We start from the raw sequence: 24,259 nt of genomic DNA on the forward strand, positions 1-24,259 counted from the left end.
CGCTCAGCTCCTGCGCAGCCGCGGGTCGACGATCAGGTACGCGAGATCCGCGGCGGTGTTGAGCACCACGTAGACGGCCGCCGAGAGCACCACGACCGCGAGTACCACCGGCATGTCCTTGCTGGTGACGGCGGCCAGGGTGACCTGGCCCAGGCCGGGCCGGCCGAACACCGACTCGATGATCACGGCGCCGCCGAGCAGGATGCCGAAGAGCCAGCCGGTGAGCGTGACGGCCGGCAGCAACGCGTGCCGCAGCGCGTGCCGGAGCAGCACCGCGCTCTCCCGCAGGCCCCGGGACCGGGCGGTGACCGCGAACGGCTCGTCCAGCGCCCGGTCCAGCCCGTCGCGCAGCACCTGGGTGAGAATCCCGGCGATCGGCAGGGCGAGGGTGACCGCCGGCAGCACAAGCGCGGCGAACCCGCGATCGCCGGCGACCGGGAACAGACCGAGGCGGAACGAGAAGACGCTGAGCAGAATGATCCCGATCAGGAACGGCGGCGTGGACACCAGCACCAGCTCGGCGGTGGAGCTGACCCGGCGCGCCCACGGCCGGCGGGTGCTCACCGCCAGCAGCAGCGACAGCACGACGCCGAGCAGCGCGGCGGCCAGGGCCAGCTTCAGCGTCGGCCCCAGCTGCTCGCCGACGACGTCCCGCACCGGCCGTTGCAGCAGGTACGACCGGCCGAGGTCACCGTGCGTGGCTCGCCACAGGTAGTCGGCGTACTGCACGACGGCGGGCCGGTCCAGGCCCCACTCGGCGATGATCTGCGCCCGGATCAGCGGGGTGTCGGCGCCGTCGCCGACGATGCTGTCCACAGTGTCCCCGGGCGCGGCCAGCAGCGCTAGGTAACCGGCCGTGGCCGCCGCCCAGAGCACCACCAGTCCCGTCACGACGCGCCGCAGCACGGCGGCGGCCAGGCTCACTTGCGCACCCAGACCCCGTAGGCGCTGTTCGGCACCCCGGCGGTCGGCTCGAAGGAGAGGCCGCCGACCGTCCTCGCCGCGGCGATCTGATCGTTCGGGGCGTACAGCGGCAGCACGATCGCCTGCTCGCGGACGACCCGCTGCTGGACCGCCCGGTACGTCGCCCGGCGCTGGTCCGCGTCACTCGTGGCCTGCCCGGCGGCCAGCAGCCGGTCCAGTTCCGGATCCTTGCTGCCGGTGCGGTTGATCGCGCCGTCCGAGGCGAGCAGCAGGTTGAGCGCCGCGCCCGCGTCGGTGTCGGCGCGGGAGTTGTCGAAGACCTCGTACTCGCCGTCGGCCAGGGCCTTGGTGGCGGTGCCCTGGTCCACGACCGACACGGCCAGGTCGATGCCGGCGCTCTTGCGGACCGCGGCCTGCACGGCCTGGGCCAGGATGTCGCGCCGGTCGCGGACGAACGGGGCCGACTGCACGAGCCGGACGGTGAGCCGCCGGCCCGCCCTGGTCCGGAAGCCGTCAGCGTCGCGTCCGGTCCAGCCGGCCTGGTCCAGGAGCTCATTGGCGCGGGCGGCGTTGTTGCCGTACGAGCCCTCGAGGGACTTGTCGTAGAGCGGGCTGGTCGGGCCGATCACGCTCCAGGCGCGGGTGGCGGTGCCCTGGTAGACCGCGTTGAGCACGGTCGGCACGTCCAGCGCGTCGCGCAACGCCTGGCGCACCCGCAGGTCGTCGAAGGGCGGATGGGAGACGTTGAGGTAGTAGGAGTAGGCGGAGCCCGAGTTCAGGCCCCGGGTCAGGGTGAGCCGCGGGTCGCCGGTGATCAGCGCCTGATCGGTGGCGGGCACGCCCTCGATGACCTGCACCTGGCCCGAGGTGAGCGCGCCGACCCGGACCGAGGACTCCTTGAGGAAGCGGTAGGTCACCTCGTCCAGATAGGCCGGGCGGCTCCCCCGGTACGACGGGTTGCGCTTGAAGTGCACCTCCTGGCCGGCGGCGTACCGGTCCAGGATGAACGGCCCGGTCCCGGCCAGCTCCGGACCGCCGGCCTTGAGGTTGGCGGCCTTGCGCAAGGACGTCGGCGAGACGACAGCGCCCTGCGGGGACGAGATGAAGTCGAGCAGCAGCACGTCGGGTCTCGTCAGGTGGTACACGACCGTCGTGGGGTCGGGCGCCTCGACGCTCTCGAGGTTCTTGAGCTGGACGGCGGCGACCGTGGGTGCGTAGTCCGGGGCTAGCAGCTGGTCGATGTTGGCTTTGACGGCGGCGGCGTCGAACGGCGTGCCGTCGGAGAAGGTGACGCCGGTCCGCAGCTTGAACGTGTAGGACCGGCCGTCCGCCGCGGCCTGGTATCCCGTGGCCAGCAGCGGGACGTAACCGCCGTTCGCGTCGTGGGTCAGCAGGCCCTCGTACGCGTTGGCGACCAGCAGCCGGGCCTTGGCCTGGGCGTACTGGTGCGGGTTGAGGGTGATCGGCTCGGTCTCGATGCCCCAGGTCAGCGAGCCGCCGCTGACCGGCTGCCCGGCGTCGGCGCCGGCCTCGGCGGTGGTGGTGCCGGAGCAGGCGGCGAGCAGCAGGAGGGTGGCGGCGGCGAGGGCGGTGACCCGGGATCGATCGCGCAACATATCTATTTCCTATAGCCAAACTGGGATATAGGCAAGGGGCGGACGGTGTTGTCCCGCTTACTGGATCGCCGGCCGTAGGGTTAGCCCTACCCCGGATCCGGGGGACCGCCGCAACGCTATTCGCGGGCCGTCGCCATACGTTCGAGCAGTGACGATGACGACGACTTCCACCCCCACCTCGACCGCGGTCGCCCTGCGCGGCGTGAGCCGAGGCTACGGCCGCGGCGCCACCGCCGTCCGGGCTGTCGACGACGTCGACGTCGAGTTCCGGCGCGGCACCTGGACCGCCGTGATGGGCCCCTCCGGCTCCGGCAAGTCCACCCTGCTGCACCTGGCCGCCGGCCTGGAACGCGCGGACAGCGGCCGGGTGCTGCTCGGCGACACCGACATCACCGCCGCGAGCGACAACGAGCTCACCGCCCTGCGCCGGACCCGGATCGGGTTCGTCTTCCAGAGCTTCAACCTGATCGGCTCGCTGAGCGCCGAGCAGAACGTGGCCCTGCCGTTGCGCCTGGCCGGCCGGCGTCCGGGACGCGCGCAGGTCCGCCAGGCCCTCGACGACGTCGGGCTCGGCGACCGGGCCCGGCACCGCCCGCGCGAGCTCTCCGGCGGCCAGCAGCAACGGGTGGCGATCGCCCGGGCCATGGTCACCGCGCCCGAGGTGCTCTTCGCCGACGAGCCGACCGGGGCGCTGGACTCGACGGCCGCCCGTACCGTGCTGGATCTGTTGCGGGCCATGGCCGACCGGGGCCAGAGCATCGTGATGGTGACCCACGACCCGGCCGCCGCCGCCCGCGCCGACGGGGTGCTGTTCCTCCGGGACGGCCGGCTGGTCGACCACCTCGCCGGTGTGAGCGCCCGCGAGGTCGCCGACCGCCTCGTCGCCCTGGAGCGCTGACATGCTGCGGATGAGTTTCTCCGGCCTGGCCGAACGCTGGCAGCTGTTCGTCGGCGCGACCCTGTCGGTGTGCCTGGGCGTCGCGCTGGTGCAGTCCTCCCTGCTGCTGATGATCTCGGCGGCGACCCTGGACCCGCCGGCCGGCCTGTCCCCGGCCGAGCGGCTGCACTTCAGCGACAGCGCCGAGGCGTCGGTGGCGCTGCTCGGCGTGACGCTGGGCTTCTCGACGTTCCTGGCCGTGTTCATCATCAGTTCCACGTTCGCCTTCACCGTGGCCCAGCGCCGTCGTGACCTGGCCCTGCTGCGGCTGGTCGGCGGCGGTCGCCGGCACGTGCGCCGGCTGCTCCTGGGCGAGGCGCTGCTGCTGGGTCTGATCGGGACCGCCACCGGCGTACCGGCCGGGGTGGCCGTGATGGCCCTGCAGACCCGGCTGCTGGTCGGCTTCGGCTTCGTGCCGGAGGGCTTCACCGGGCAGTGGCGCGACTGGATCCTCGGCGCCTCCGCCGGCGTCGGGCTGGGCCTCGCGCTGGCCGGGGTGCTGGTCGCCGCCCGGCGGGCCGCCCGGGTCCGCCCGCTGGACGCGCTCCGCGATCCCGACGCGGGCCGGGTGATGACCGCCGGGCGCTGGCTGACCGGGCTGTTCTTCACCGCCGGGGCGGTGGCCCTGATCATCCTGGCCCCGGTGGGTGGGGCGGCCGGTGGTCAGGCCCTGACGATGAACGTGTCGCTGTGCGCGGCGGTCGCCCTGTCGCTCCTGGCGCCGGTGCTGGTCCCCGCGGTGGCCCGGCTGATCCCGGCCGCCGGGGTGACCGGCATGCTGGCCCGGGCCAACCTGCGCGACGAGGTCCGCCGCAGCGCGGCCACCGCGGCCCCGCTCATCGTGCTGATCGGCGTCGTCTTCGGGCAGGTCGGGGCGTCCGCCTCGTTCGCCGCCGCCGGCGTGGCCGAGCAACGCCGCGGGACGGCCGCCGACCTGGTGGTCGAGACCACCGGACCGGGCTTCCCGGCCGTGGCCGGGGTGGCGTCCTTCTCGTCGGAGACCGAGACCCCACTGCGCATCACCACGGGCCGCGGCGACACGGCGGACACCCTGATCGAGTCGGCCCTGGTCGTCGAGCCGGCGGCCTTCGAACGCGCCCACCCCGGCAGCGGCTCCCTGCGGGCGTTGCGCGGCAACGCCGTGGCGGGCGGCCCGTCCCGTGCGGGCTTCTCCCGCGGCGACACCGTGACGGCCCACTTCGCCGGTACCGACCACCCGCTGCCGGTCGTCGCCGAGGTGCCGGCCACGATCGGTGGCGGGGCGGCCCTGCTGGTGCCGGTGGGCCTGCTCCCGGCCGACCAGCTCGCCGAAGCACCGACCCGGACGTTCGTCACCCTCGCTTCCGGCGCCGACCCCGCCCGGGTCACCGCGGAACTGTCCGAAGTGGGCGCCGTGACCAGCGTGGACGACTGGCTCCGGGCCGACGCCGAGGCCCGGACCAGCACGAGCGACAACATCATGCTGATCGTGCTCGGCCTCGGCGGCCTGTACGCGCTGATCGGGGTGGTCAACGCGGTCGTGATCGCCGCGGCCGCCCGGAGCCGGGAGTTCGCCGCGGCCCGGGCGACCGGCCTGACCCGGCCTCAGGTGCTGCGCGCGGCGCTGCTGGAGTCGTCGGCGGTCACCATGATCGGCGTCTTCCTGGGCGCACTGGCCGCGGCCGGCACCTCCATCGCGGTGCTGGCCACGACCTCGGCGGTGACCGGCACCGCGACCCTGGACCTGCCGTGGACGCTGATGGCGGTGCTCGCGGTGGCGGCGTTCGTGGTCACCGGGCTGACCAGCCTGCTGACCTCCTGGTCGGCGACCCGGGCGGCGCCGGTCTCCCTCCTGGGCGCCCGCGAGTAGGACTCAGCGCCGGCCGGCCACGCAGAAACGGTTGCCCTCCGGGTCGGCCAGCACCACGTACGGCGGCGCGCCCGGCTCCGGCTGCTCCGGGTAGTACGGCCAGTCCACGCGCTGGGCGCCGAGAGCGAGGAGCCGGGCAACCTCTCCATCGAGGGAGCGGTCGCCGGCGTCGAGGTCGAAGTGGATCCGCGGCTGGTCCTGCACCGGGGTCTCGCTCAGGTCCATGGCGATCGCCGCGCCCGGGACGCCCGCCGGCGGCTTCAGGACGATCCAGTCGTCACCCGGGTAGCGCGGCGGGCGCCGGACGTAACCGAGGGCCCCGCTCCAGAAGGCGCCGGCCCGCTCGCAGTCCTGCACGCCCAGCGATATCTGCGCGAGCACCGCCATCAGGGATGGGTCACCACGAGGACCGGGCGGGACGCCTTCTCGATCAGCTGCAGGGGGACGCTGCCGAGGAGTCGTTCCGCCAGCGCCGGCCGGGAGCTGGCCCCGACCACGATCACGTCGGCCTCCTGCTGCGCCGCGAACTCGATGATGCGTTCCAGCGGGCGGCCGGGCAGCACCGTCCCCTGCGCCTCGACCCCCACGTCGGCCAGCCGCCGGATCGCCGTGTCGACCGCCTCCCGCGCGCCCTGGACGAAGACGCTGCGCGGCGCCGGGGAGAACCGCTCCAGTTCCACCTCGTCGACCGCGACCACGGTGACCGTGGCGGCGGTCTGTTTGGCCAGCCGGGCCACCGCATCGGTGATCCAGGGCTGGTCGGCGTCGGGCTTGGCAGCCAGCACGATGTGCATGTCGTCCTCCGGCAGGTGGGATCACGTGGGTCGATCCTCACCCGTGCGCCGCGCCGGAACAAGCCTCAGCGGCGGCGCGTTCGCCGCTGATCCCTTACCGTGAGGCCAGGCATGTCGATGTGGAGGTACGCGGCTATGGCGGACGCGGGAACACGGGACAGCACCGAAGCCAACGGACAACCCACTCTCAACCGGGTCATCGGCCCCGGACTCCTGCTGCTCTTCGTCGTCGGGGACATCCTGGGCACCGGCGTCTACGCCCTCACCGGCAAGGTCGCCGGCGAGGTCGGCGGGGCGGTCTGGCTGCCGTTCCTCATCGCGTTCGTGGTCGCGCTGCTGACCGCGTTCAGCTATCTGGAGCTGGTGACCAAGTATCCGCGTGCGGCCGGCGCGGCGCTGTACACGCACAAGGCGTTCGGCATCCACTTCTTCACCTTCATGGTCACCTTCGCGGTGATGTGCTCGGGCCTGACCTCGGCGTCCAGCGCGTCGAAGGCGTTCGCCGGCAACTTCGCCGAGGCGTTCGACCTGTCGCTGGGCGAAGGGCTGGGACTGACCGCGGTGGCGGTCGCCTTCATGACCCTCATCGCCCTGGTCAACTTCCGCGGCGTCGGCGAGAGCGTGAAGGCCAACGTCGTGCTGACCTGCGTCGAGCTGACCGGCCTGCTGATCGTCATCGCCATCGGCGCGTGGGCGCTCGGCGGCGGCAACGGCGACCTGTCGCGGCTGGTGGAGTTCGACTCGCCGCCCGGCGAGCACGCGTTCTTCTCGGTCACCGCGGCCACCGCGCTGGCGTTCTTCGCGATGGTCGGCTTCGAGGACTCGGTGAACATGGCCGAGGAGACCAAGGACCCGGTGCGGATCTTCCCCAAGGTGATGCTGACCGGCCTGTGCATCACCGGGGTGATCTACGTCCTGGTGGCGATCTCGGCCGTGGCGCTGGTCTCCCCGGCCGACCTCAACGAGGGCGACGCGCCGCTGCTCAAGGTGGTGGCGGCCGGGGCGCCCGCGTTCCCGCTGACCATCTTCGCCTTCATCACGATGTTCGCGGTGGCCAACTCGGCGCTGATCAACATGCTGATGGCCAGCCGGCTGCTCTACGGCATGGCCAACGAGCGGGTGCTGCCCAAGGTGCTCGGCAAGGTCCACCGCACCCGGCGTACGCCGTGGGTCGGCATCGTCTTCACCACGCTGATCGCCTTCGGGCTGATCTGGTTCGCCGACCTGACCGCCCTCGGTGGCACCACCGCCCTGCTGCTGCTCTGCGTCTTCACCGTGGTGAACGTCGCGGTGCTGGTGCTGCGCCGCGACACGGTGGAGCACAAGCACTTCAAGGCCCCGACGATCATCCCGATCATCGGGGCGATCAGCTGCGCCTACCTGGCCAGTCCGCTCTCCGGCCGGGCCAGCGCCGACTACAGAGTGGCCGGGGTGCTGCTGATCATCGGCGTCGTGCTGTGGGCGATCACCTACGCGACCAACCGCTTCATCCTGCACCAGGACACCACCATCGACCCGGCCAAGCTGGACAAGTAGGGGGTCAGCCCAGCCGGCGTACCGGTGAGGTGCCGTACTGCCGGGCCATGGCCTCCTTGAGGCCGCCCGGCAGGGCCTTGGCCGCGCGCTCGGTGCGCAGCACGACGTGCTGTGCGGCGGCGTCGCGCTCCCAGGCGGCCAGGCACTGCTCCGGTACGAGGTTCGCCGCCGCCACGATGCCACCGGTCGCGCCCAGCCAGCTCGCGTAGCCCAGCAGCGCCGAGGCCCCGCTGTAGACGGCGAGGTCCCCGCCCAGGCTGAGCTCGTGCCCGAGCCGGACCGGGTCACCGCTGGAGTCCTTGATACCGGCCAGGCCCAGCTCGCCCAGCGCCTCGACCGGCACCGGCCCGCCCGCGACGCCCGGATAGTGGTAGGCCAGCACCGGCACCGCGCCGGCGGCCTCCACCACGTGCGCGAAATAGCTGCCCAGGGCCCCGCCCAGCCGCGGCGGCGCCACCAGCACACCGTCCGCGCCGGCGTCGATCGCCGCGGTGACCCGGGCGGCTGCGGGCTGCCACCACTCCCCGGAGGCGCCCGCGATGACCGGCACCCCGGGGCAGGCGGCGCGGACGGCCGCGACCAGCTCCACCCGTTCGGCGTCGGAGAGGGTGGCGGCCTCACCGGTGCTGCCGTTCACCAGCACTGCCCGGATCCCGGCGTCCACAAGCCGGGCGGCGTGCGCGGCGGTGCCTTTCGCGTCGACCGCGGCATCGGCGTCGAACAGGGTGACCAGGGCGACGGCGGGCCCGGTCCAGAGCGGCTCAGTCATGCCTCCACCCTCCCCGACTCACGGCCCGGCGGCCACCCTCAGCCCAGGTGGGTCCGGGCCCAGGTGCGGAAACCGGTCGTGGGCAGGCCGTACGCGTGGGCCTGCTCGGGACGGGCCGGGCTGCCCATGATCCCGGTCCACTCCTGCATCGGCACCATCATGGCCGGCAGCCCCCGCGCCACCGCCTCGTCCGCGGTCAGCACCGGAGCCGGGACCGGGCGCCCGAGCACCTCGGTCAGGGTGGCGGCGACCTAGGTCATCGTCAGGCGCTCGCCGGCCAGGTCCAGGTCGACGCCGTGCCAGCGCGCGGGATCGGCGAAGGCGGCCGCGGCGGCGGTGCCGATGTCGTCGACGGCGACCCAGCTCAGCTTGGTGTCCGGGCCGAACGTGGTGACGAAGCCGTCCTGCGCCCAGTTGCCGAACATGAACGACCAGCCGAGCAGGTTCTCCATGAACGTGGAGGGCTTGAGGACGGTCCAGGAGGCGAAGCCCGCCGTACGCACGGCCTCGTCGATCGCGGCCTTGCTCTCCCAGTAGTGGGTGTTCCAGCGGCCCTCGTCCCAGCCCGGTGCGCTGCGGGCGAACTCCCCCGCGCCGGACACCGACGTGTGCACGAACTGCGGCACCCCGGCCGTCAGGGCCGCCGCGACCAGATTGCGCCCGCGCACCACCTCGGCGTCCGAGCCCAGATCGGTGACGTCGGGGGTCTGCACCGAGAAGACGCCGCGGGCACCGGTCGCCGCCGGCACCAGCGTGCCGGGCACGTCGAGGTCGCCCACGACCAGTTCGGCGCCGAGCGTCTCGAGCGACTTGGCCGCTTCGGCCTGCGGATCCCGCACGAGTGCCCGGACGGCGACACCTCCGGCGAGCAACGCCCGCGCGACAGCCCCACCCTGCTGCCGGTGCCTCCTGTGACCAGAACCGGTGCCATGACATGTCCCTCCGCGGAAACGGGGCGGCCCCCCGTTTATCGTTCGCTACGATACGGAGGGGCACCCCAGTTCCACAACCCACCCTGCACAACCCATCTTGTCGGGACGGTGAGCATGCGACCCAGACGCGCGGACGCCCGGCGCAACTACGACCAGCTGGTCGCCGCGGCGGCCACGGCGTTCGCCCGCGAGGGGGCCGACGCCTCACTGGAGGAGATCGCCCGGCAGGCCGGAGTGGGCTCGGCCACGCTGCACCGGCACTTCCCGTCCCGGCAGGCACTGCTCAACGCGGTCTTCCACGGCCGGGTGGAAACGCTGTGCCAGCAGGCCAACGAGCTCGCCGCGGGCTCCGATCCCGGCCCCGCGCTGACGATCTGGCTGCGCGCGCTCGGGGCCTACGTCGCGTCGACCCGCGGGCTGGCCTCGTCGCTGGTGCCGAGCACCGACAACGAATGCCACCGCATGATCGTGCGGGCCGGCGACGAGCTGGTGACCCGGGCCCGCGCGACGGGCGCGGTCCGCCCGGAGGTGTCGATCGACGACCTGCTGACCCTGGTCACCGCCATCTCGATGGCCGTCGAGCACAGCCCCGGCGAGAACGGCAGCGAGGCGGAACGCCTGCTCGGCCTGGCCATCGACGGCATCCACCCACGCGGCGCAGCGACGTAGCGGCTCAGCCGCTTTCATCGCGGCGCCGGCGCAGGGAGTTGACTGCCGGCGGCTGATCCGCCGCCGGCAGCGCTCGACCTCCGCCGGTCAGTCGGTGCCGGCCACCAGGTTCTTGCCGCTGGCCCCGTCGAACACCTGGATCTTCGACGTGTCGTACCAGAGCCGGGCGGTCCTGCCGCGCTGGACGTTCGCGGCGGCGTCCAGCCGGGCGGTCACCTCGACGCCGCCGCTGTGCAGGTCGTTGCCGGTGTCCTTGGCCAGGTCCTCCAGGTCCTTGGACCGGGCCTGGTCGCCCTTCATGGTGAAGTAGGCGTAGACGTCCGAGCCCATCGCCTCGACGATGTCGATCGGCGCGTCGAAGGTGGCTCCCGGCTTGTCCCCGACCAGGGACGCCTCCTCGAAGTGTTCCGGGCGGATGCCGACGATCACCTCCCGCTCGCCGCTCGAGCCGTTGAGGGCCTGCCGGACCTGGTCGGGCAGCTTGGCCTCGCCCAGCGCGGTCACCACGCCGTCGGGGCGCAGCCGGCCGGGGAAGAAGTTCATCGACGGGCTGCCGATGAAGCCGGCCACGAACAGGTTCGCCGGGTGGGCGTACAGGTGGGCCGGCGAACCGACCTGCTGGACCACGCCGCTGCGCATGACCACGACGCGGTCGCCCAGGGTCATCGCCTCGGTCTGGTCGTGGGTGACGTAGAGCGTCGTCGTGCCCAGGTTCTTCTGGATCCGGGAGATCTGGGTGCGCATCTGCACCCGCAGCTTCGCGTCCAGGTTGGACAGTGGCTCGTCCATCAGGAACGCCTTGGGCGAGCGGACGATGGCCCGGCCCATCGCCACCCGCTGCCGCTGGCCACCGGAGAGGTTGGCCGGCTTGCGGTCCAGGTGCTGGGTCAGCTCCAGCATCTCGGCCGCCTGCTCCACCTTCTTGCGGATCGCCGCCTTGTCCATCCCGGCGAGCCGCAGCGGGAAGCCCATGTTGTCGCCGACGGTCATGTGCGGGTAGAGCGCGTAGGACTGGAACACCATGGCGATGTCGCGGTCCTTGGGGGCTTTGTCGTTGACCACCTGACCGTCGATGATCAGCTTGCCGGCGGTGATGTCCTCCAGGCCGGCCACCATGTTCAGCGTGGTCGACTTCCCGCACCCCGACGGGCCGACCAGGATGATGAACTCGCCGTCGGCGATCTCGAGGTTGAAGTCGTCCACGGCCAGGGCGCCGTCGGGGTAACGCTTGACCACATGGTCCAGAACGATCTCGGCCACGTCAGCTCCTCGGTGTATCGGTACGTGGGATGGGTCAGCCCTTGACGGCGCCCGAGGTCAGCCCCGCGACGATCCGCCGCTGGAAGACCAGCACGAAGATCACGATGGGGATGGTGATGACCACGGCGGCGGCCGCGATCGGTCCGGTCGGCTTCTCGAACGTGGTGGCGCCGGTGAAGTAGCTCATCGCCGCCGGGACGGTCCGCGCGTTCGAGGTCGAGGTGAGCGAGAGGGCGAACAGGAAGTCGTTCCAGCACGAGATGAAGACCAGGATGGCCGTGGTGAAGATGCCGGGCATGGCCAGCGGGGTGATCACCCGGCGGAAGGCCTGGTACGGCGTCGCGCCGTCCATCTTCGCGGCCTTCTCCAGGTCCCACGGGATCTCCCGGAAGAACGCCGACAGCGTATAGATCGCCAGCGGGAGCGCGAAGGCGATGTACGGGATGATCAGCCCGGGCCAGGTGTCGAACAGCCCGACCGCCGTCTCGATCTTGAACAGCGGCGTGACCAGCGCGATCTGCGGGAACATCGACACGAGCAGCGCCATCGCCACGATCGTCCGCTTGCCCGGGAAGTCCAGCCGGGCGATGGCGTACGCGGCCATGGTGCCGAACGCGATGGCGATGAGCGTGGCGATGATGCAGATGCCGATCGAGTTCATCAGCGCCCGGAGGAAGTCGGGGTTGTTGAAGATCGCGCTGTAGCTGTCGTTGCTGGGCGAGGTGGGGATGTAGTTCCCGTCGTTGAGCGTGGCGTCGTCCTTCAGCGACAGCGACACGATCCAGAGCACGGGGACGAACGCGTACAGCAGGACGATCGCGTTGACACCCCACCACATCAGCTTGCGGTTCGTGGTCTCCGGCTGCATGACTACCGCCTCCCCTCAGCGTCGGATCCGGGCGCCGCCGCCCCGAAGAACTTGATGAACGCGAACGCGATGATCCCGGTGGTGATGAAGATCAGCACCGACATCGCCGACCCGATGCCGAGGTTGAGGCCCCGGATCAGGTTGCTGTAGGCCACCATCGACACCGAGCTGGTCTGGTTGGACCCGCTGGTGAGGATGAAGATGTTGTCGAACACCCGGAACGCGTCCAGGGTGCGGAACAGCAGCGCCACCAGGATGGCCGGCTTGATCAGCGGCACGGTCACCATCCAGAACCGCTTCCAGGCGTTCGCGCCGTCCATCGAGGCGGCCTTGAGCAGGTCCTCGGGCACCAGCGCCAGCCCGGCCATCAGCAGCAGGGCCATGAACGGGACCGTCTTCCAGACCTCGGCCAGGATGATGATCCCGATCGAGGGCCAGAACTCGGTCAGGGGCGCGGAATTCTCCGGGGCCAGCCAGCCCAGCCCCTGGGTCCAGGCGAAGCGCCAGGAGAACGCGGCGACCACGGTGACGATCGCGTACGGCACCAGCGCCGAGGTGCGCACCAGCCCGCGTCCGACGATCGTGCGGTGCATGACGATCGCCAGCAGCATGCCGAGGATCAGCTCGAGGGTGGCGCCGACGATGGTGATCAGCATGGTGACGCCGAACGCGGTCCACCAGATCGGGCTGGACAGCACGGTGACGTAGTTGTCGAACCAGATGAACTCGTTGGCGTCCGGCTGGCGCAGGTCCGCCTTGTTCAGCGACAGCCAGAAGGCGTAGATGATCGGGTAGGCGGCCACGGCCAGCATGATGAAGACGGCCGGGCCGACCAGCATCAGCCCCAGCTTGCGCTCGGCCCGTTTGGCGTCGGTGTGCCGCTGGCGGGCGATCTCGGTGGTGCCGTCGTCCATGCGGTCCTCGGCCGCCTCAGCGGCCGCCGCGGTCGGTGTAGCGGTCATGGCACGATCCCCTTGCCCTCGATCGCGTCCTTGATGGAGTCGCGCAGCTCGTCCGCCGCCTTCTGCGGGTTGATGCTCTGCGGCGGGGAGAGCGTGGTGGAGACGAGGGTCGAGATGTTCTGGTAGACCGGCGACACCGGGCGGGGCACGGCGGCCTCCAGCTCGGTCCGCATGACGTCGGCCATCGGGTACGCCTCCTTGAACTCCGGGAGCTCGAAGACCGTGGCGAGCGCCGGCACGTCACCGGCGTCGAGGGCGGCGCTGAGCGCGTTCTTCTCGTTGCGCAGGCACATGGCCGCCTCGAACGACTCGTCCGGGTGTTTGCTGTAGGTGCTGATGGCGTAGTTCATCCCGCCCAGCGTCACCTTGGGCGGCCCGCCGTCGACCGACGGGTAGGGCGCGTAACCGAGGTCGTCGACCAGGTCCGGGTTGGCCTCGCGCATGGCGCTGAGCACGTACGGCCAGTTGAGCGAGAAGGCGGAGCGTTCGGCCTGCAGGTCCGCGAAGACCTCGGGCTCCTGGGCGTTGGACAGCGACGCGCTGGTGACCCCGGAGGTGGCCAGCTTGCGGAGCAGGGTCAGCGCCTGCACGGTCTTGTCGTCGATGGTGGGCTGGGAGCTGTCCTCGTTGACCAGCGTGCCGCCGTACGCGGTGATCAGGTTGTTGACGTTGACCACGTAGCCCTCGTACTGGGCCGCGGTGAGCCCGATCTCGTAGGGCTTGCCCTGGGCCTTGAGCTGCTGGGCCATCGCGATCATCTCGTCGAAGGTCTTCGGCGGGGTGGGCACCAGCGACTTGCGGTACCACAGCAGCTGCACGTTGGTCGTGCGCGGTACGCCGTAGAGCTTGTCCTTCCAGGTCGCCGTGTCGATCGGCGGCTGGAGGGTGTCCTTGGTCGCCTGGGCCTTCTGTTCCCCGGTCAGTTCGCGGATCCACTTGGCCTCGGCGAACTCCGCGGTCCAGGTGACGTCCATGCCGAGCAGGTCCATGCCGTCGTCCTTGGCGGCGAGCCGCCGGACGAACTGGTCGCGCTGGCCGTCGGCGTCGCTGGGAAGCAGATTGCCGACGATGGTGTAACGGCCGGCCGCCTGTTGGTTGCAGTCGGCGATGATCTTGTCGAAGCCGGTGCCGCTGGCTCCGCCGTACAGGTTGACCACCGTGCCCTCAGGACCGCTGGAACAGGCCGCGAGTGAGGCGAAGAGGGCCGTCACCCCGATCATCGCGGCCCACCGTGACGGCCGCCGGGGCGTCGTCGGTCGTGGAATCATCATCGATCCTCCGTCCGGGCCAACCGCCGGCTCAAAGTGGCCCAGCTCACAGCCCTGACCCCGACATTGCCAGATATCGCTGGCAGGCGCGAGGGGAGGAGAGCAATCTTCTGTAACAAGGTGTTCATGGACGGTGACAACGTGGTAGCCCGCCCGAAACGCGGCGGTGGGGCGGGATTTGCCCCCCCCACCGACCCGATGTCCGACCTTTACGGCAGACGCAGCTCGCAGGTCGCCACGTCGGCGGCCACCTCGGCCACCACGTCACCGGCGCGCACCCGCCACGGTGCCGCCGCCCCGGTGCGGACGATCCGGACGGTGCCGCCCGACCGGGCCACCTCGAAGGTCGTCGCCGGCTCCCCCGCCGGTCCCGGCACGGTCGTCGTCCGGGTGCCCTCGGCCAGCTCATAGAGCTGCAGCGTGATGCCGTCGCGGTAGTCGTAGTCCGGCCGGTCCGTGCGGGCCCCGATCGCCAGCACCGAGTCCGGGCGCACCAGCAGCGGCACGCTGGCGAAGCCGTGCGTCTCGTGCACCCAGCCGGGCCCCTCGACGACCTCCCCGGTGCCGAACCGGGTCCAGCGCCCGGCCGGCACGTAGTACGACGTGTCCCCCGCCTCGCTGAACACCGGCGCGACCAGCAGGTTGTCGCCGAGCAGGTACTGCCGGTCCAGGTGGGTGACGGCCGGGTCGTCCGGGAAACCCAAGACCATCGGCCGCATCACCGGCAGGCCCTCGCGGTGCGCGCGCCCGGCCGCCTCGAACAGGTACGGCATCAGCGACAGCTTCAGCCGGGTGAACGAGCGCAGTACGTCGACGGCCTCCTCGTCGAACAGCCAGGGCACCCGGTACGTCTGGTTGCCGTGCAGCCGGCTGTGCGAGGAGAGCAGCCCGAACGGGATCCAGCGCTTGAACACCGCCGGGTCCGGCAGCCCCTCGAAGCCGCCGATGTCGTGGCTCCAGAAGCCGAAGCCCGACGCCGCCAGGGACAGCCCGCCGCGCAGGCTCTCCGCCATCGACTCGTACGTGGAGGAGTTGTCGCCGCCCCAGTGCACCGGGAACTGCTGCCCGCCGACGGTCGCGGAGCGCGCGTACACCACGGCTTCGCCCTCGCCGCGGTGCTCGCGCAGCACGTCGAAGACCACCCGGTTGTAGAGCTGGGTGTAGTAGTTGTGCATCCGCTCCGGATCCGAGCCGTCGTGCCAGACCACGTCGAGCGGGATGCGCTCGCCGAAGTCGGACTTGAACGCGTCGACGCCCATCTCCAGCAGGGCCCGCAGCTTGCCCGCGTACCACTCGCAGGCGTCCGGGTTGGTGAAGTCGACCAGTGCCATGCCGGCCTGCCAGCGGTCCCACTGCCACACGTCACCGTCGGGCTTGCGCACCAGGTAGCCGGCCGCCATGCCCTCGGCGAACAGCGACGAGCGCTGCGCGATGTACGGGTTGATCCACACGCAGGTCCGCAGTCCCCGGTCCGACAGCCGCTTGAGCATGCCCGGCGGGTCGGGGAAGATCCGCGCGTCCCACTCGAAGTCGCACCAGCTGAACTCGCGCATCCAGAACGTGTCGAAGTGGAAGACGCTCAGCGGCAGGTCCCGCTCGGCCATCCCGTCGACGAAGCTGGTCACCGTCTCCTCGTCGTACGAGGTGGTGAACGAGGTGGTCAGCCACAGCCCGAAGGACCAGGCCGGCGGCAGGGCCGGGCGCCCGGTCAGCGCGGTGTACTTGCGCAGGATGTCGGCCGGGGTGGGGCCGTAGACGACCAGATAGGACAGTGACTGCCCGGCCACGCTGAACTGGGTGCGCGAGACCAGCTCGGAGCCGACCTCGAAGGACACCTTGCCGGGGTGGTCGACCAGCACACCGTAGCCGCGGTTGGTCAGATAGAACGGCACGTTCTTGTACGCCTGTTCGCTGCTGGTGCCGCCGTCCTCGTTCCAGATGTCGACGGTCTGGCCGTTCTTGACCAGCGGGCCGAAGCGCTCGCCGAGCCCGTAGACGGCCTCCCCGACGCCGAGGTCGAGCTGTTCGTGCACGTAGTGCTCGCCGTCGGCGGTGTCGACGACCCCCATGCCCTTCCACCCGCTGCCGGTCAGGCGCTTGCCGTCGGCCAGGAAGTCCAGCCGCCACGCGTCGCCGTCGGCGAACCGGGCGGTCAGCGCGCCGGAGGTGAGCTCGTTGCCGTGCACCTGCGGCTGGAAGTCCGGGTCGGCGGCGATCTCGAAGTCCGGCTTGCGCGGCCGGTGGCCGGCGAAGTGGCTGATCGACACCCGGATGACGTCGGGCATCGGCGCGGAGACCTCGACGGTGACGATCGGCGCGTCCAGGGTGTCCCCGCGCCCCTGCACCCGCTTGGCGGCGGCGAAGGCGGTCAGCGACGTCGCGTCCGAGGTGGTGTCCTGCAGCTGCACCGGGTGCAGCACCGTCAGACCGTCCCGCTTGCGCCAGTAGCCGTCAGTGAATTTCATACACGGTGTCCTTACTTGATGGCGCCGGCGGTGATGCCGCGGGTGAGGGTGCGCTGGAAGATGAGGAAGAAGAGCATCGCGGGCAGGATGCCGATCAGCGCCGAGGCGCTGGTGGTCGTGGCGTCCATCTGCCGGTCGCCCTGCAGCACGCCGAGCGCGACCGGCACGGTCTGGTTGGCGTTGGAGATCAGGAAGACCAGCGGCAGGAAGAACTCGTTCCACGTCCAGATGAAGAAGAACGTGAACAGCACGGCCAGCGTCGGCCGGCTGACCGGCACGACGACCCGCCACAGTGTGCGGAAGCGGCCCGCCCCGTCCACCGCGGCGGCGTCGAGCAGCTCGGTCGGGAACTCGGCGTAGACCGATGAGAGCAGGTACGTGCCGAACGCGCTCTGGATCACCGTGAAGATGATGATGATCGAGAACAGGCTGTCGTACAGGTGCAGGCTCTTGGACAGGTAGTACAGCGGGTAGACCAGCACCTCCTGCGGCAACAGGTTGGCGACCAGGAAGAACACCAGGAACCAGACCCGGCCGCGGACCCGGCCGATGCCCAGCGCGTACGCGTTGAAGACCGACAGGATCACGGCCAGCACCGACACGACGGCGCTGGTGATGAAGCTGTTGAGCAACTTGCGGCTGAAGTCCACCCGCTGCCAGAAGTCGACGATGCCGTCCCAGTGCAGCGACTTCGGGATGGACAGCGGCCCGTTGCTCGCGTAGTCGGCCGGGCTCTTGACCGCGTTGAGCGCGACGACCAGCAACGGCGCCACGACGAGCAGCAGCAGGACGAGCAGCACGCCCAGCACGATGTAGCGGGCCGGGTATCGGCGCCGGTTGACCCCCGCCTGCGCGGGGGCCGCCTGCTTGCTGGGTGCGGTGGCCAGAGCAGTCATCTCAGGCTCCCTTGCGCTGGTCACGGGTCTGCAGGCGGAGGAACACGAACGCCAGCACGACGATGAGCACGGTCAGCACGGTGGAGATCGCCGAGCCGTAGCCGACCTGGGCCTTCTGGAAGAAGTTCTGCCAGGCGAAGTACGACGGCACCAGGGTCGCGTTGCTCGGCCCGCCCCGGGTCAGCACGAAGATCTGCCCGAAGATCTTCAGCGCGGCGATGGTGGTGGTCACCAGCACCACGTAGAACTCCGGCTTGATCAGGTAGACCGTGATGTGCCGGAACCGCTGCCACCAGCCGGCCCCGTCCAGGTCGGCCGCCTCGTACAGCTCGGGGTCGATGCGTTGCAGGCCGGACATGAACATGACGATCGGGTAGCCGAGCTGGAACCAGACCATCACCGCCATCACGCTGTAGAGCGCGTACTTCGGGTCGCCGAGCCAGTTGCGGCTCAGCGAGGACAGCCCGACGGAGTCCAGGATCCGGTTCAGCGCGCCGTAGCTCGGGTGCAGGATCCAGCCCCAGACGATGCCGGTCACCGCGACCGGCAGCACCTGCGGCAGGTAGAACCCGGAGCGGAAGACGCTGGCCCAGCGCGGCCCGAAGATCTTGGCGATGTAGTCGAACAGCACCGCCGCCAGCAGCAGGCCGAGCAGGGTCGGGATCACCGCCATCGCGATGATCAGCAGCAGGATGTGCCCGAACGAGGCCCAGAACCGCTCGTCGTGGAACAACCGGGTGTAGTTCTCGAAGCCGACCCACACCGGACTGCCGATGCCGGACCAGCGGGTGAAGCTGATGCCGACGGTCATCACCAGGGGCACCACGATCACCGCGAGGGAGGCCAGCACCCCCGGGACGAGGTACCAACCGAACCCGGCGGTGTGCCGGCCTCCCTGCCGGCTCATTTGCCCAGGTCGGTCAGGTTGTCCTGGTACGGCTTGGCGACCTCGTCGAGCATCTGCTGCGGGGTCTTCGAGCCGTTGATCAGCCCCTGCACGCCGCCGACCATGACGTCGTAGTAGCCGGGCGCGGGCCAGTCCGGGTAGAACGCCAGCCCGTCACTGGAGGAGATCTTGGCGAAGTTGTCGATGAGCTCCTTGTTCTTCGCGTCGGTGATCCCCGCGGTGTCCGCCGCGACCGGGACGCCACCGTTGTTGCCGAGCAGGTTCTGCACCTCGGGCTGCATGGTGATGTCGATGAAGTCGTACGCCAGGCTCTTGGCCTTGCTCTTGCTCGGCACCACCCACAGGTTGCCGCTGGAGCCCGGGTGCAGCGTGTTGCCGGGGAACAGGAACGTGCCCCACTGGAAGTTCTTGATCTCCGAGGCGAACCGGCCGTACCACCAGCTGCCCGAGATCATGATCGGGAACTTGCCCTGGGTGAAGGCGACACCCATGTCCTCGGCCTTGATGCCGGCGGAGTTCTTGGCGATGTAGCCCTTCTTGACCCAGTCGGCGAAGGTCTGCGCGCCGAAGGTGAACTCCGGGCCCTGGAAGTTGACCTTGTTCTTGTAGAGCTGGTAGTCGTCCACGAAGGCCCGGTTGGCCTTGGACAGCGCCAGCTCGTAGAAGATCTGCTGGGCCGGATACTCGGCGCCGCCGACCGACAGCGGCGTGACCTTGGCCTTGACGAAGGTGTCCATCGCGGCCTCGAACTCCGCCAGCGTGGTCGGCACGGCGACCTTGTGCTTGGTGAACAGGTCCTTGTTGTAGTAGACCATCACGTACTCGCCGTAGTTGGGCACGCCGAACGTCTTGCCGCTGCCCATGATGCCGTCGTCGTCGTACTTGGTGGTGGTCTGCAGGCTCGGGCTCAGCTTCTTCTCCCACCCCCGCTTTTGCGACTCCTCGGTGAGGTCGGTCAGCAGCCCCTGCTTGGACAGCAGGCCGGCGGTGGCGTTGCCCTTGTTGTACTCGAGGATGTCCGGGGTGCTGTCGGAGTTGAGGATCATCCCGGCGTTCTGCTGGATCTGCTCGAAGCTCTTCTCCTCGAACTTCACCTCCACGCCGGGGTGGCTGGCCTTGAACAGCTCGATCGCCTTGGCCCAGGCGACGCCCATGGCGCTGGTGGGGCCCTCGTAGTGCCACAAAGTCAAGGTCTTGGCGTCGGCGCCCTCGTCACTGGAGCCGGAATCACTGCAAGCGGTAAGGCCGAGGGACGCCGCGAGTAGCAGCGCGCCCGCGGCGAGGCTCATACGGGATCTGACCATGCCGTCCTCCCAGGGGAAACCGTGTTCGTCGAAGCGCTTCGACAGTGCGCCGTCGAAGCGCTTCGACGATGGGGCTTGGGCAGACGCTAGGGAACGGCTCACCTACATGTCAACAGTGTGACGGGGAGATTTCCTCAGTCGCGGGAAGAGCAGCTGTCCCGCTCGACGATGGTCGGCGCCAGCAACCGGGTGCCCGGCGTACGGCGGCCGTCCAGCAGGTTCATCGCCGTCTCCACGGCCAGCGTCCCGACGTCGTGGGCGGGGATGTCGGCCGAGGTCAGCCGTACCGGCAGGCTCACCGCCACGTCGCGCGGGCACACCGCGACGATGGACAGGTCCTCGGGCACCCGGCGGCCGCTGGCGCGCAGCTCCTCCAGCAGCGGCACCAGCGCCTCCTCGTTGTGCACCACCAGCGCCGACACCTCGGGCAGCTCGGCGTCGATCTCGGCGAGGCACTCGCGCACCCCCGCGGCACCCGGCCCGCAGGGATGCGCGACCGTGTCGAGCCCCAGCTCGGCGGCGGTCTCGGTGAAGCCGGTCAGGAACCGCGAGGCGTACGTGGTGCCGCGCTCGTACACCGCCGGCGAGGGGCCGACGAGGGCTATCTCGCGGTGCCCGTGCCCGGCCAGGTGCCGCAGGCACTCGGCGGCGGTGGCCGCGAAGTCCAGGTCGACGCAGGCGATGCCGGCCGCGTCGTCGGGCAGACCGATCAGCACCGAGGGCTGCTTGAGCCGGCCCAGCGCCGGGATCCGGACGTCGTCACGCTCGACGTCCATCACGATCAGCGCGTCGACCATGGTGGCGCCCGCGACCCGTTCCAGGCCCGCCGTGCCCTCGTCCTTGGTGAGCAGCAGCACGTCGTGGTTGTACGTGCGCGCCGCGGTCACCACCGCCGTCACGAACTGCATGATGACCGGCACGCTGACGTCCACCCGCAACGGCACCACCAGGGCCAGCACGCTGGTGCGGCTGCTGGCCAGGGCGCGGGCCCCGGCGTGCGGGTGGTAGCCGAGCTCGGCGATGGCCGCCTTCACCCGGGCCTGGGTCTCGGCGGAGATCGGCCGGCGCCCGCTGAGCACGTACGAGACCGTGCTCATCGAGACACCCGCCGCCCGGGCGACGTCGCTGATCGTCGGCATCGCCCTCCCCGTTCTGCTCGCTGTCGGCCTGCCGATCCTACTGACCGTCACCACGTGCACCCCGGCACCGCCGCGCCGGGGTGCCGGTGATCACCCGGCCGCCCGGAAGGTGGCCAGCCGCACCCCGTCGCCCAGGACCAGATACACGTCGTGCCGGCCACGGATCCGGTCCAGCCGCGCGCCGACCGTGGCATAGGTGTACTTGTCGCCCGTGCTCGCCACGGTGGCCGTACCCAGCAACCGGCCGGTCGGCGAACCCAGGCGGACCTCGACGGTGCCCGGGCCCGCGCTCGCCTTGGCCACCCGGGCGGTGAAGGCGGTGCCGAGCCGCGAGTCCTTGAACGCGATCCAGTCGCCGGCCTTCGTGGCGCCCACCGCGGTGCCGCGCGGCTTGCTCTCATCGACGAGCTGCGCGCCGCCGTACGCGTCGAAGCTCTCCGCCCTGGTCGTGCGGGTCAGATCCCGGGCCGGGATGGTCTCGCCACGCACCCGCAGCGAACCGCGCTGCCGGATGTCCGCCGACGAGGAGCCGGCGAGCAGGTCGTGCACCGACGACTCGAGCACCCAGCGGCCCCGGGTGACGTCCCAGTGCGCGAGATCGGCGAGCGCGAAGCTCAGCGTGACGGTCCGGGTGGCCCCGGGCGCGAGGCTGACCCGCTGGAACGCCCGGAGCTGCTTGACCGGCAGCTTGTCCCGCGAGGTGCGCTGGTGGCTGTAGAGCTGCACGACCTCGTCCCCGGCGCGGGTGCCGGTGTTCGTCACGTCGACACGCACGGTCACAGTGCCGCCGGAATTACGGGTGCGCAGCGGTGAGTAGCGGAACTTCGTGTACGACAGGCCGTGGCCGAACGCGTAGAGCGGCCGCTGCCTGCTGTACAGGTAGGTCTGCTCCGAGGCGATGATGTCGTAGTTGAGCAGGTCGGCCGGGAGCTGGCCGTCCGAGCGGGGCCAGGTCTGGGTGACCCGCCCGGCCGGGTTGACGTCGCCGAAGAGTACGTCAGCGACGGCGTGCCCGGTCTCGGCGCCCGCGTGGGTGGTCCACAGGATCGCCGGTACGTGCTCCTGCTCCCAGGTGATCGAGTCGGGATAGCTGGTCTGCAGCACCACCGTCGTACGCGGATTCGCCTCGAGCACCGCCTCGACGAGCGCGTGCTGGCTCGCGCCCAGCGCGGTCGTCGTGCGGTCGTGCGCCTCGCGCCCGTTGATGAACGGGTTGCTTCCGACTACGACCACCGCGGCGTCGGCTCCGGTCACCGCGGCGACCGCCTCGTCCACGCCGCTGCTGATCACCTCGCGGGTGAAGTGCGCGGCAGCGGCGGCGGTGGCGGCACCGAGCGCCAGCTTGCCGTCCGCGCCGACCGTGACGTAGGTGTTCGCGCCGAACCAGCTCTCCTTGGTCTCGTAGCCCGCGTAGTGCAGGACGTAGCTGCCGTCGCCCTGCCGCTCGAGCTTGAACTGCTGCTGCACGAACCAGCCGTTGGGCTGTTCGTCGCGGGTCAGCAGCGGACCCCAGTTGTAGCCGAGGTACCGGCCGTTGGCGACGTTGCGCAGCGTGGCGACGCCCTGGCCCCAGTCGACCGTGTCGAACTGCGCGGCGGTGTCCGCGCTGGTGCCGGTGGCGGTGACCGCGTCGGCGTCGGTGGTGCCGGTGGCGGTCACGTACCGGCCGGTGGCGCTGTCCTTGAGGGCGATCCGGTCGGCGCCGTCGCTGGTGGTCACGCTCTCGGCGCGCTCGCGGATGCCGTCGAGAGCGGTGACTTCGTAGGGGAGCTTGCCGCCGTACCAGTCGGTGTAGAGGGTGTCGGCCAGCGGGCCGACCACGGCGACCTTGCCGCCGGGCCGCAGCGGCAGCGCGCCGCGGGAGTTCTTGAGCAGGACCGTGGCCTTGCCGGCGGTCTCGCGGGCCAGCGCGCGGTGGGCCGGGCTGTCGATGACGGCGGGGGTGATCGACGCGTACGGGCCGCCGTCGGGATCGAACTCGCCGAGCCGGAAGCGGATGCTCAGCGCGTGCCCGGCCGCCTCGTCGACGTCCGCCGCGGTCAGCAGTCCCTGGGCCAGGGCGTCCTTGATGGCGGTCACGGTCGGCCCGCCGTTGCCGTCGTCCACCGTGAAGCTGTCCAGCCCGGCCTTGAGCACGGCGGCGTTCGCCTCGGGCTGGGTGGCGAAGTACGCCTGCGAGCGGGTCAGGTTGTACGGCGCGCCGGCGTCGCTGACGTTGAACAGCGGCCGGTCGCTCCAGCCGCGGACCACATCGGAGAAGTCGGGGTCCACCGTGGCCGGACGGCCGTTGACGAGGTTGTAGGACGCCATCACGCCGGTCGCGGCGTCGGCCTGCAGCGGGATCCGGTACGCCGGGCGCTCGTACTCGTTGAGCACCCGCTGCGGCACGTTCGACGACGTCACGTCCCGCCCGGTCTCGTTGTTGTACGCCGCGTAGTGCTTGAGGGTGGGCGCGGTCCGCAGGTGGTCCGGGTCGTCGCCCTGCAACCCCCGCCCGTACGCGGTGGCGATCGCGCCGGTCAGCAGCGGGTCCTCGGAGTAGCCCTCCTCGTTGCGGCCCCAGCGCGGGTCGCGCAGCGGGTTCACCACCGGCGCCCACAGGTTGAGGCCGAACACCCGCGGGTTCTGCGCGTGGTAGCCGCGGGCCTCGTCGCCCACCACCGCGCCGACCCGGCGCAGCAGGGCGGGATCCCAGGTGCTGGCCAGGCCGACGGCCTGCGGGAAGGCGGTGCCCTGCGCGGTCACCACCGCACCGCCGGCGTCGATGTCGTTGGACCAGGCCACCCCGTGCAGCGCCTCGGTGCCGGCCTTGAACATCTTGATGCCCAGCCGCGGCACGGCCGGCTGGTACTGGTGCAGCAGCGAGATCTTCTCGTCCAGGGTGAGCCGGCCGAGCAGGTCGTCCACCCGGGCGTCCAGCGCCAGGTGCGGATCCCGGAACGGATAGGACGGCTCGGCGGCGGCCGCGGCGGGCACCGCCGGCAGCGTGAGCACCGCGAGCGCGACGACGGCGAGGGCGCGCCGCAGGGGCCTGTTTCGCATGTCTGTCTCTCCTGGCGGAGCCGATCACGGCTCATCGAAGCGCTTCGACGATGGCCCGGGGGTCACCGATGGGCAATGACGGGGATGAATACCGACCATAGATGCCGGGCCGGGGCGGGGCA

General features: G+C 70.8%; 21 protein-coding genes. 4 read left to right on the plus strand and 17 right to left on the minus strand.

The annotated features are described in order from the left end of the window. Window positions 1–3: 3 nt before the first annotated feature. Both ACZ6S4_RS04940 and ACZ6S4_RS04945 read right to left on the minus strand, forming a co-directional pair. A complete protein-coding gene (locus tag ACZ6S4_RS04940; protein ID WP_465473621.1) occupies window positions 4–924 on the minus strand; it encodes an ABC transporter permease in 921 nt (306 codons plus the stop codon). Beyond that, a complete protein-coding gene (locus tag ACZ6S4_RS04945) occupies window positions 921–2,540 on the minus strand; it encodes an ABC transporter substrate-binding protein (RefSeq protein ID WP_465473622.1) in 1,620 nt (539 codons plus the stop codon). The genes ACZ6S4_RS04940 and ACZ6S4_RS04945 overlap by 4 nt, the downstream gene beginning before the upstream one ends. A gap of 154 nt (window positions 2,541–2,694) precedes the next feature. On the opposite strand from ACZ6S4_RS04945, the gene ACZ6S4_RS04950 reads away from it, so the two are divergent. Together ACZ6S4_RS04950 and ACZ6S4_RS04955 are read left to right on the plus strand one after the other, a co-directional pair. Continuing rightward, window positions 2,695–3,438, plus strand: a complete 744-nt coding sequence (locus ACZ6S4_RS04950; protein ID WP_465473623.1) for an ABC transporter ATP-binding protein — start codon at window positions 2,695–2,697, stop codon at window positions 3,436–3,438. 1 nt (window position 3,439) lies between these two features. Continuing rightward, entirely contained in the window at window positions 3,440–5,326 is a 1,887-nt protein-coding gene (locus ACZ6S4_RS04955) for an FtsX-like permease family protein (RefSeq protein ID WP_465473624.1), read from the plus strand. A 3-nt stretch (window positions 5,327–5,329) separates the two neighbouring features. Here the strand turns inward: ACZ6S4_RS04955 and ACZ6S4_RS04960 are convergent, their stop codons facing one another. Further along, a complete protein-coding gene (locus ACZ6S4_RS04960; protein WP_465473625.1) occupies window positions 5,330–5,713 on the minus strand; it encodes a VOC family protein in 384 nt (127 codons plus the stop codon). After that, the gene (locus tag ACZ6S4_RS04965) at window positions 5,713–6,120 is read right to left on the minus strand and encodes a universal stress protein (protein ID WP_465473626.1); all 408 of its coding nucleotides are present in this window, start codon (window positions 6,118–6,120) and stop codon (window positions 5,713–5,715) included. The genes ACZ6S4_RS04960 and ACZ6S4_RS04965 overlap by 1 nt, the downstream gene beginning before the upstream one ends. Window positions 6,121–6,231: 111 nt before the next feature. Between ACZ6S4_RS04965 and ACZ6S4_RS04970 the strand changes: the two genes are divergently transcribed. Then, window positions 6,232–7,656, plus strand: a complete 1,425-nt coding sequence (locus ACZ6S4_RS04970; RefSeq protein ID WP_465473627.1) for an APC family permease — start codon at window positions 6,232–6,234, stop codon at window positions 7,654–7,656. A gap of 4 nt (window positions 7,657–7,660) precedes the next feature. Here the strand turns inward: ACZ6S4_RS04970 and ACZ6S4_RS04975 are convergent, their stop codons facing one another. Genes ACZ6S4_RS04975 through ACZ6S4_RS04985 form a run of 3 tightly spaced genes read right to left on the minus strand, consistent with a single transcriptional unit; the run spans window position 7,661 to window position 9,297 of the window. Continuing rightward, window positions 7,661–8,425: a dihydrodipicolinate synthase family protein gene (locus tag ACZ6S4_RS04975; protein WP_465473628.1), complete on the minus strand. Its 765-nt coding sequence runs from the start codon at window positions 8,423–8,425 to the stop codon at window positions 7,661–7,663. A 38-nt stretch (window positions 8,426–8,463) separates the two neighbouring features. Then, a complete protein-coding gene (locus tag ACZ6S4_RS04980) occupies window positions 8,464–8,655 on the minus strand; it encodes a hypothetical protein (protein ID WP_465473629.1) in 192 nt (63 codons plus the stop codon). A 21-nt stretch (window positions 8,656–8,676) separates the two neighbouring features. Next, the gene (locus ACZ6S4_RS04985; protein ID WP_465473630.1) at window positions 8,677–9,297 is read right to left on the minus strand and encodes an NmrA family NAD(P)-binding protein; all 621 of its coding nucleotides are present in this window, start codon (window positions 9,295–9,297) and stop codon (window positions 8,677–8,679) included. A gap of 174 nt (window positions 9,298–9,471) precedes the next feature. Between ACZ6S4_RS04985 and ACZ6S4_RS04990 the strand changes: the two genes are divergently transcribed. Beyond that, entirely contained in the window at window positions 9,472–10,026 is a 555-nt protein-coding gene (locus ACZ6S4_RS04990; RefSeq protein ID WP_465473631.1) for a TetR/AcrR family transcriptional regulator, read from the plus strand. An 87-nt stretch (window positions 10,027–10,113) separates the two neighbouring features. On the opposite strand, the gene ACZ6S4_RS04995 is transcribed toward ACZ6S4_RS04990, so the two are convergent. From ACZ6S4_RS04995 to ACZ6S4_RS05040, 10 genes are all read right to left on the minus strand, one after another. After that, a complete protein-coding gene (locus ACZ6S4_RS04995; RefSeq protein WP_465473632.1) occupies window positions 10,114–11,286 on the minus strand; it encodes an ABC transporter ATP-binding protein in 1,173 nt (390 codons plus the stop codon). 34 nt (window positions 11,287–11,320) lie between these two features. Further along, entirely contained in the window at window positions 11,321–12,154 is an 834-nt protein-coding gene (locus ACZ6S4_RS05000) for a carbohydrate ABC transporter permease (protein WP_465473633.1), read from the minus strand. Between the two features lie 2 nt (window positions 12,155–12,156). Then, on the minus strand, window positions 12,157–13,116 hold the full coding sequence (locus ACZ6S4_RS05005; RefSeq protein WP_465473634.1) for a carbohydrate ABC transporter permease: 960 nt from the start codon (window positions 13,114–13,116) through the stop codon (window positions 12,157–12,159). Further along, a complete protein-coding gene (locus tag ACZ6S4_RS05010) occupies window positions 13,113–14,336 on the minus strand; it encodes an ABC transporter substrate-binding protein (RefSeq protein ID WP_465473635.1) in 1,224 nt (407 codons plus the stop codon). Before ACZ6S4_RS05010 ends, ACZ6S4_RS05005 begins: the two co-directional genes overlap by 4 nt. Before the next feature lie 257 nt (window positions 14,337–14,593). Further along, on the minus strand, window positions 14,594–16,849 hold the full coding sequence (gene yicI, locus ACZ6S4_RS05015; RefSeq protein WP_465473636.1) for an alpha-xylosidase: 2,256 nt from the start codon (window positions 16,847–16,849) through the stop codon (window positions 14,594–14,596). An 11-nt stretch (window positions 16,850–16,860) separates the two neighbouring features. After that, entirely contained in the window at window positions 16,861–17,745 is an 885-nt protein-coding gene (locus tag ACZ6S4_RS05020) for a carbohydrate ABC transporter permease (protein WP_465473637.1), read from the minus strand. Between the two features lies 1 nt (window position 17,746). Beyond that, window positions 17,747–18,652, minus strand: a complete 906-nt coding sequence (locus tag ACZ6S4_RS05025) for a carbohydrate ABC transporter permease (RefSeq protein WP_465473638.1) — start codon at window positions 18,650–18,652, stop codon at window positions 17,747–17,749. Beyond that, window positions 18,649–19,956: an ABC transporter substrate-binding protein gene (locus ACZ6S4_RS05030; protein WP_465473639.1), complete on the minus strand. Its 1,308-nt coding sequence runs from the start codon at window positions 19,954–19,956 to the stop codon at window positions 18,649–18,651. The genes ACZ6S4_RS05025 and ACZ6S4_RS05030 overlap by 4 nt, the downstream gene beginning before the upstream one ends. Window positions 19,957–20,090: 134 nt before the next feature. Then, window positions 20,091–21,095, minus strand: a complete 1,005-nt coding sequence (locus ACZ6S4_RS05035; protein WP_465473640.1) for a LacI family DNA-binding transcriptional regulator — start codon at window positions 21,093–21,095, stop codon at window positions 20,091–20,093. A gap of 90 nt (window positions 21,096–21,185) precedes the next feature. Beyond that, entirely contained in the window at window positions 21,186–24,137 is a 2,952-nt protein-coding gene (locus ACZ6S4_RS05040) for a glycoside hydrolase family 3 protein (protein WP_465473641.1), read from the minus strand. Window positions 24,138–24,259 lie beyond the last annotated feature (122 nt).

The sequence above is a fragment of the Actinoplanes sp. NPDC051405 genome, from assembly GCF_055586185.1.

What these genes read in the sequence shown, in the direction of transcription:
- ACZ6S4_RS04945 (WP_465473622.1), bottom strand. Translation starts at nt 2,540, where the DNA reads ATGTTGCGCGATCGATCCCGGGTCACCGCCCTCGCCGCCGCCACCCTC.
- ACZ6S4_RS04950 (WP_465473623.1), top strand. Translation starts at nt 2,695, where the DNA reads ATGACGACGACTTCCACCCCCACCTCGACCGCGGTCGCCCTGCGCGGC.
- ACZ6S4_RS04955 (WP_465473624.1), top strand. Translation starts at nt 3,440, where the DNA reads ATGCTGCGGATGAGTTTCTCCGGCCTGGCCGAACGCTGGCAGCTGTTC.
- ACZ6S4_RS04960 (WP_465473625.1), bottom strand. Translation starts at nt 5,713, where the DNA reads ATGGCGGTGCTCGCGCAGATATCGCTGGGCGTGCAGGACTGCGAGCGG.
- ACZ6S4_RS04965 (WP_465473626.1), bottom strand. Translation starts at nt 6,120, where the DNA reads ATGCACATCGTGCTGGCTGCCAAGCCCGACGCCGACCAGCCCTGGATC.
- ACZ6S4_RS04970 (WP_465473627.1), top strand. Translation starts at nt 6,232, where the DNA reads ATGTCGATGTGGAGGTACGCGGCTATGGCGGACGCGGGAACACGGGAC.
- ACZ6S4_RS04975 (WP_465473628.1), bottom strand. Translation starts at nt 8,425, where the DNA reads ATGACTGAGCCGCTCTGGACCGGGCCCGCCGTCGCCCTGGTCACCCTG.
- ACZ6S4_RS04990 (WP_465473631.1), top strand. Translation starts at nt 9,472, where the DNA reads ATGCGACCCAGACGCGCGGACGCCCGGCGCAACTACGACCAGCTGGTC.
- ACZ6S4_RS05000 (WP_465473633.1), bottom strand. Translation starts at nt 12,154, where the DNA reads ATGCAGCCGGAGACCACGAACCGCAAGCTGATGTGGTGGGGTGTCAAC.
- ACZ6S4_RS05005 (WP_465473634.1), bottom strand. Translation starts at nt 13,116, where the DNA reads ATGACCGCTACACCGACCGCGGCGGCCGCTGAGGCGGCCGAGGACCGC.
- ACZ6S4_RS05010 (WP_465473635.1), bottom strand. Translation starts at nt 14,336, where the DNA reads ATGATCGGGGTGACGGCCCTCTTCGCCTCACTCGCGGCCTGTTCCAGC.
- yicI (WP_465473636.1), bottom strand. Translation starts at nt 16,849, where the DNA reads ATGAAATTCACTGACGGCTACTGGCGCAAGCGGGACGGTCTGACGGTG.
- ACZ6S4_RS05020 (WP_465473637.1), bottom strand. Translation starts at nt 17,745, where the DNA reads ATGACTGCTCTGGCCACCGCACCCAGCAAGCAGGCGGCCCCCGCGCAG.
- ACZ6S4_RS05025 (WP_465473638.1), bottom strand. Translation starts at nt 18,652, where the DNA reads ATGAGCCGGCAGGGAGGCCGGCACACCGCCGGGTTCGGTTGGTACCTC.
- ACZ6S4_RS05030 (WP_465473639.1), bottom strand. Translation starts at nt 19,956, where the DNA reads ATGGTCAGATCCCGTATGAGCCTCGCCGCGGGCGCGCTGCTACTCGCG.
- ACZ6S4_RS05035 (WP_465473640.1), bottom strand. Translation starts at nt 21,095, where the DNA reads ATGCCGACGATCAGCGACGTCGCCCGGGCGGCGGGTGTCTCGATGAGC.
- ACZ6S4_RS05040 (WP_465473641.1), bottom strand. Translation starts at nt 24,137, where the DNA reads ATGCGAAACAGGCCCCTGCGGCGCGCCCTCGCCGTCGTCGCGCTCGCG.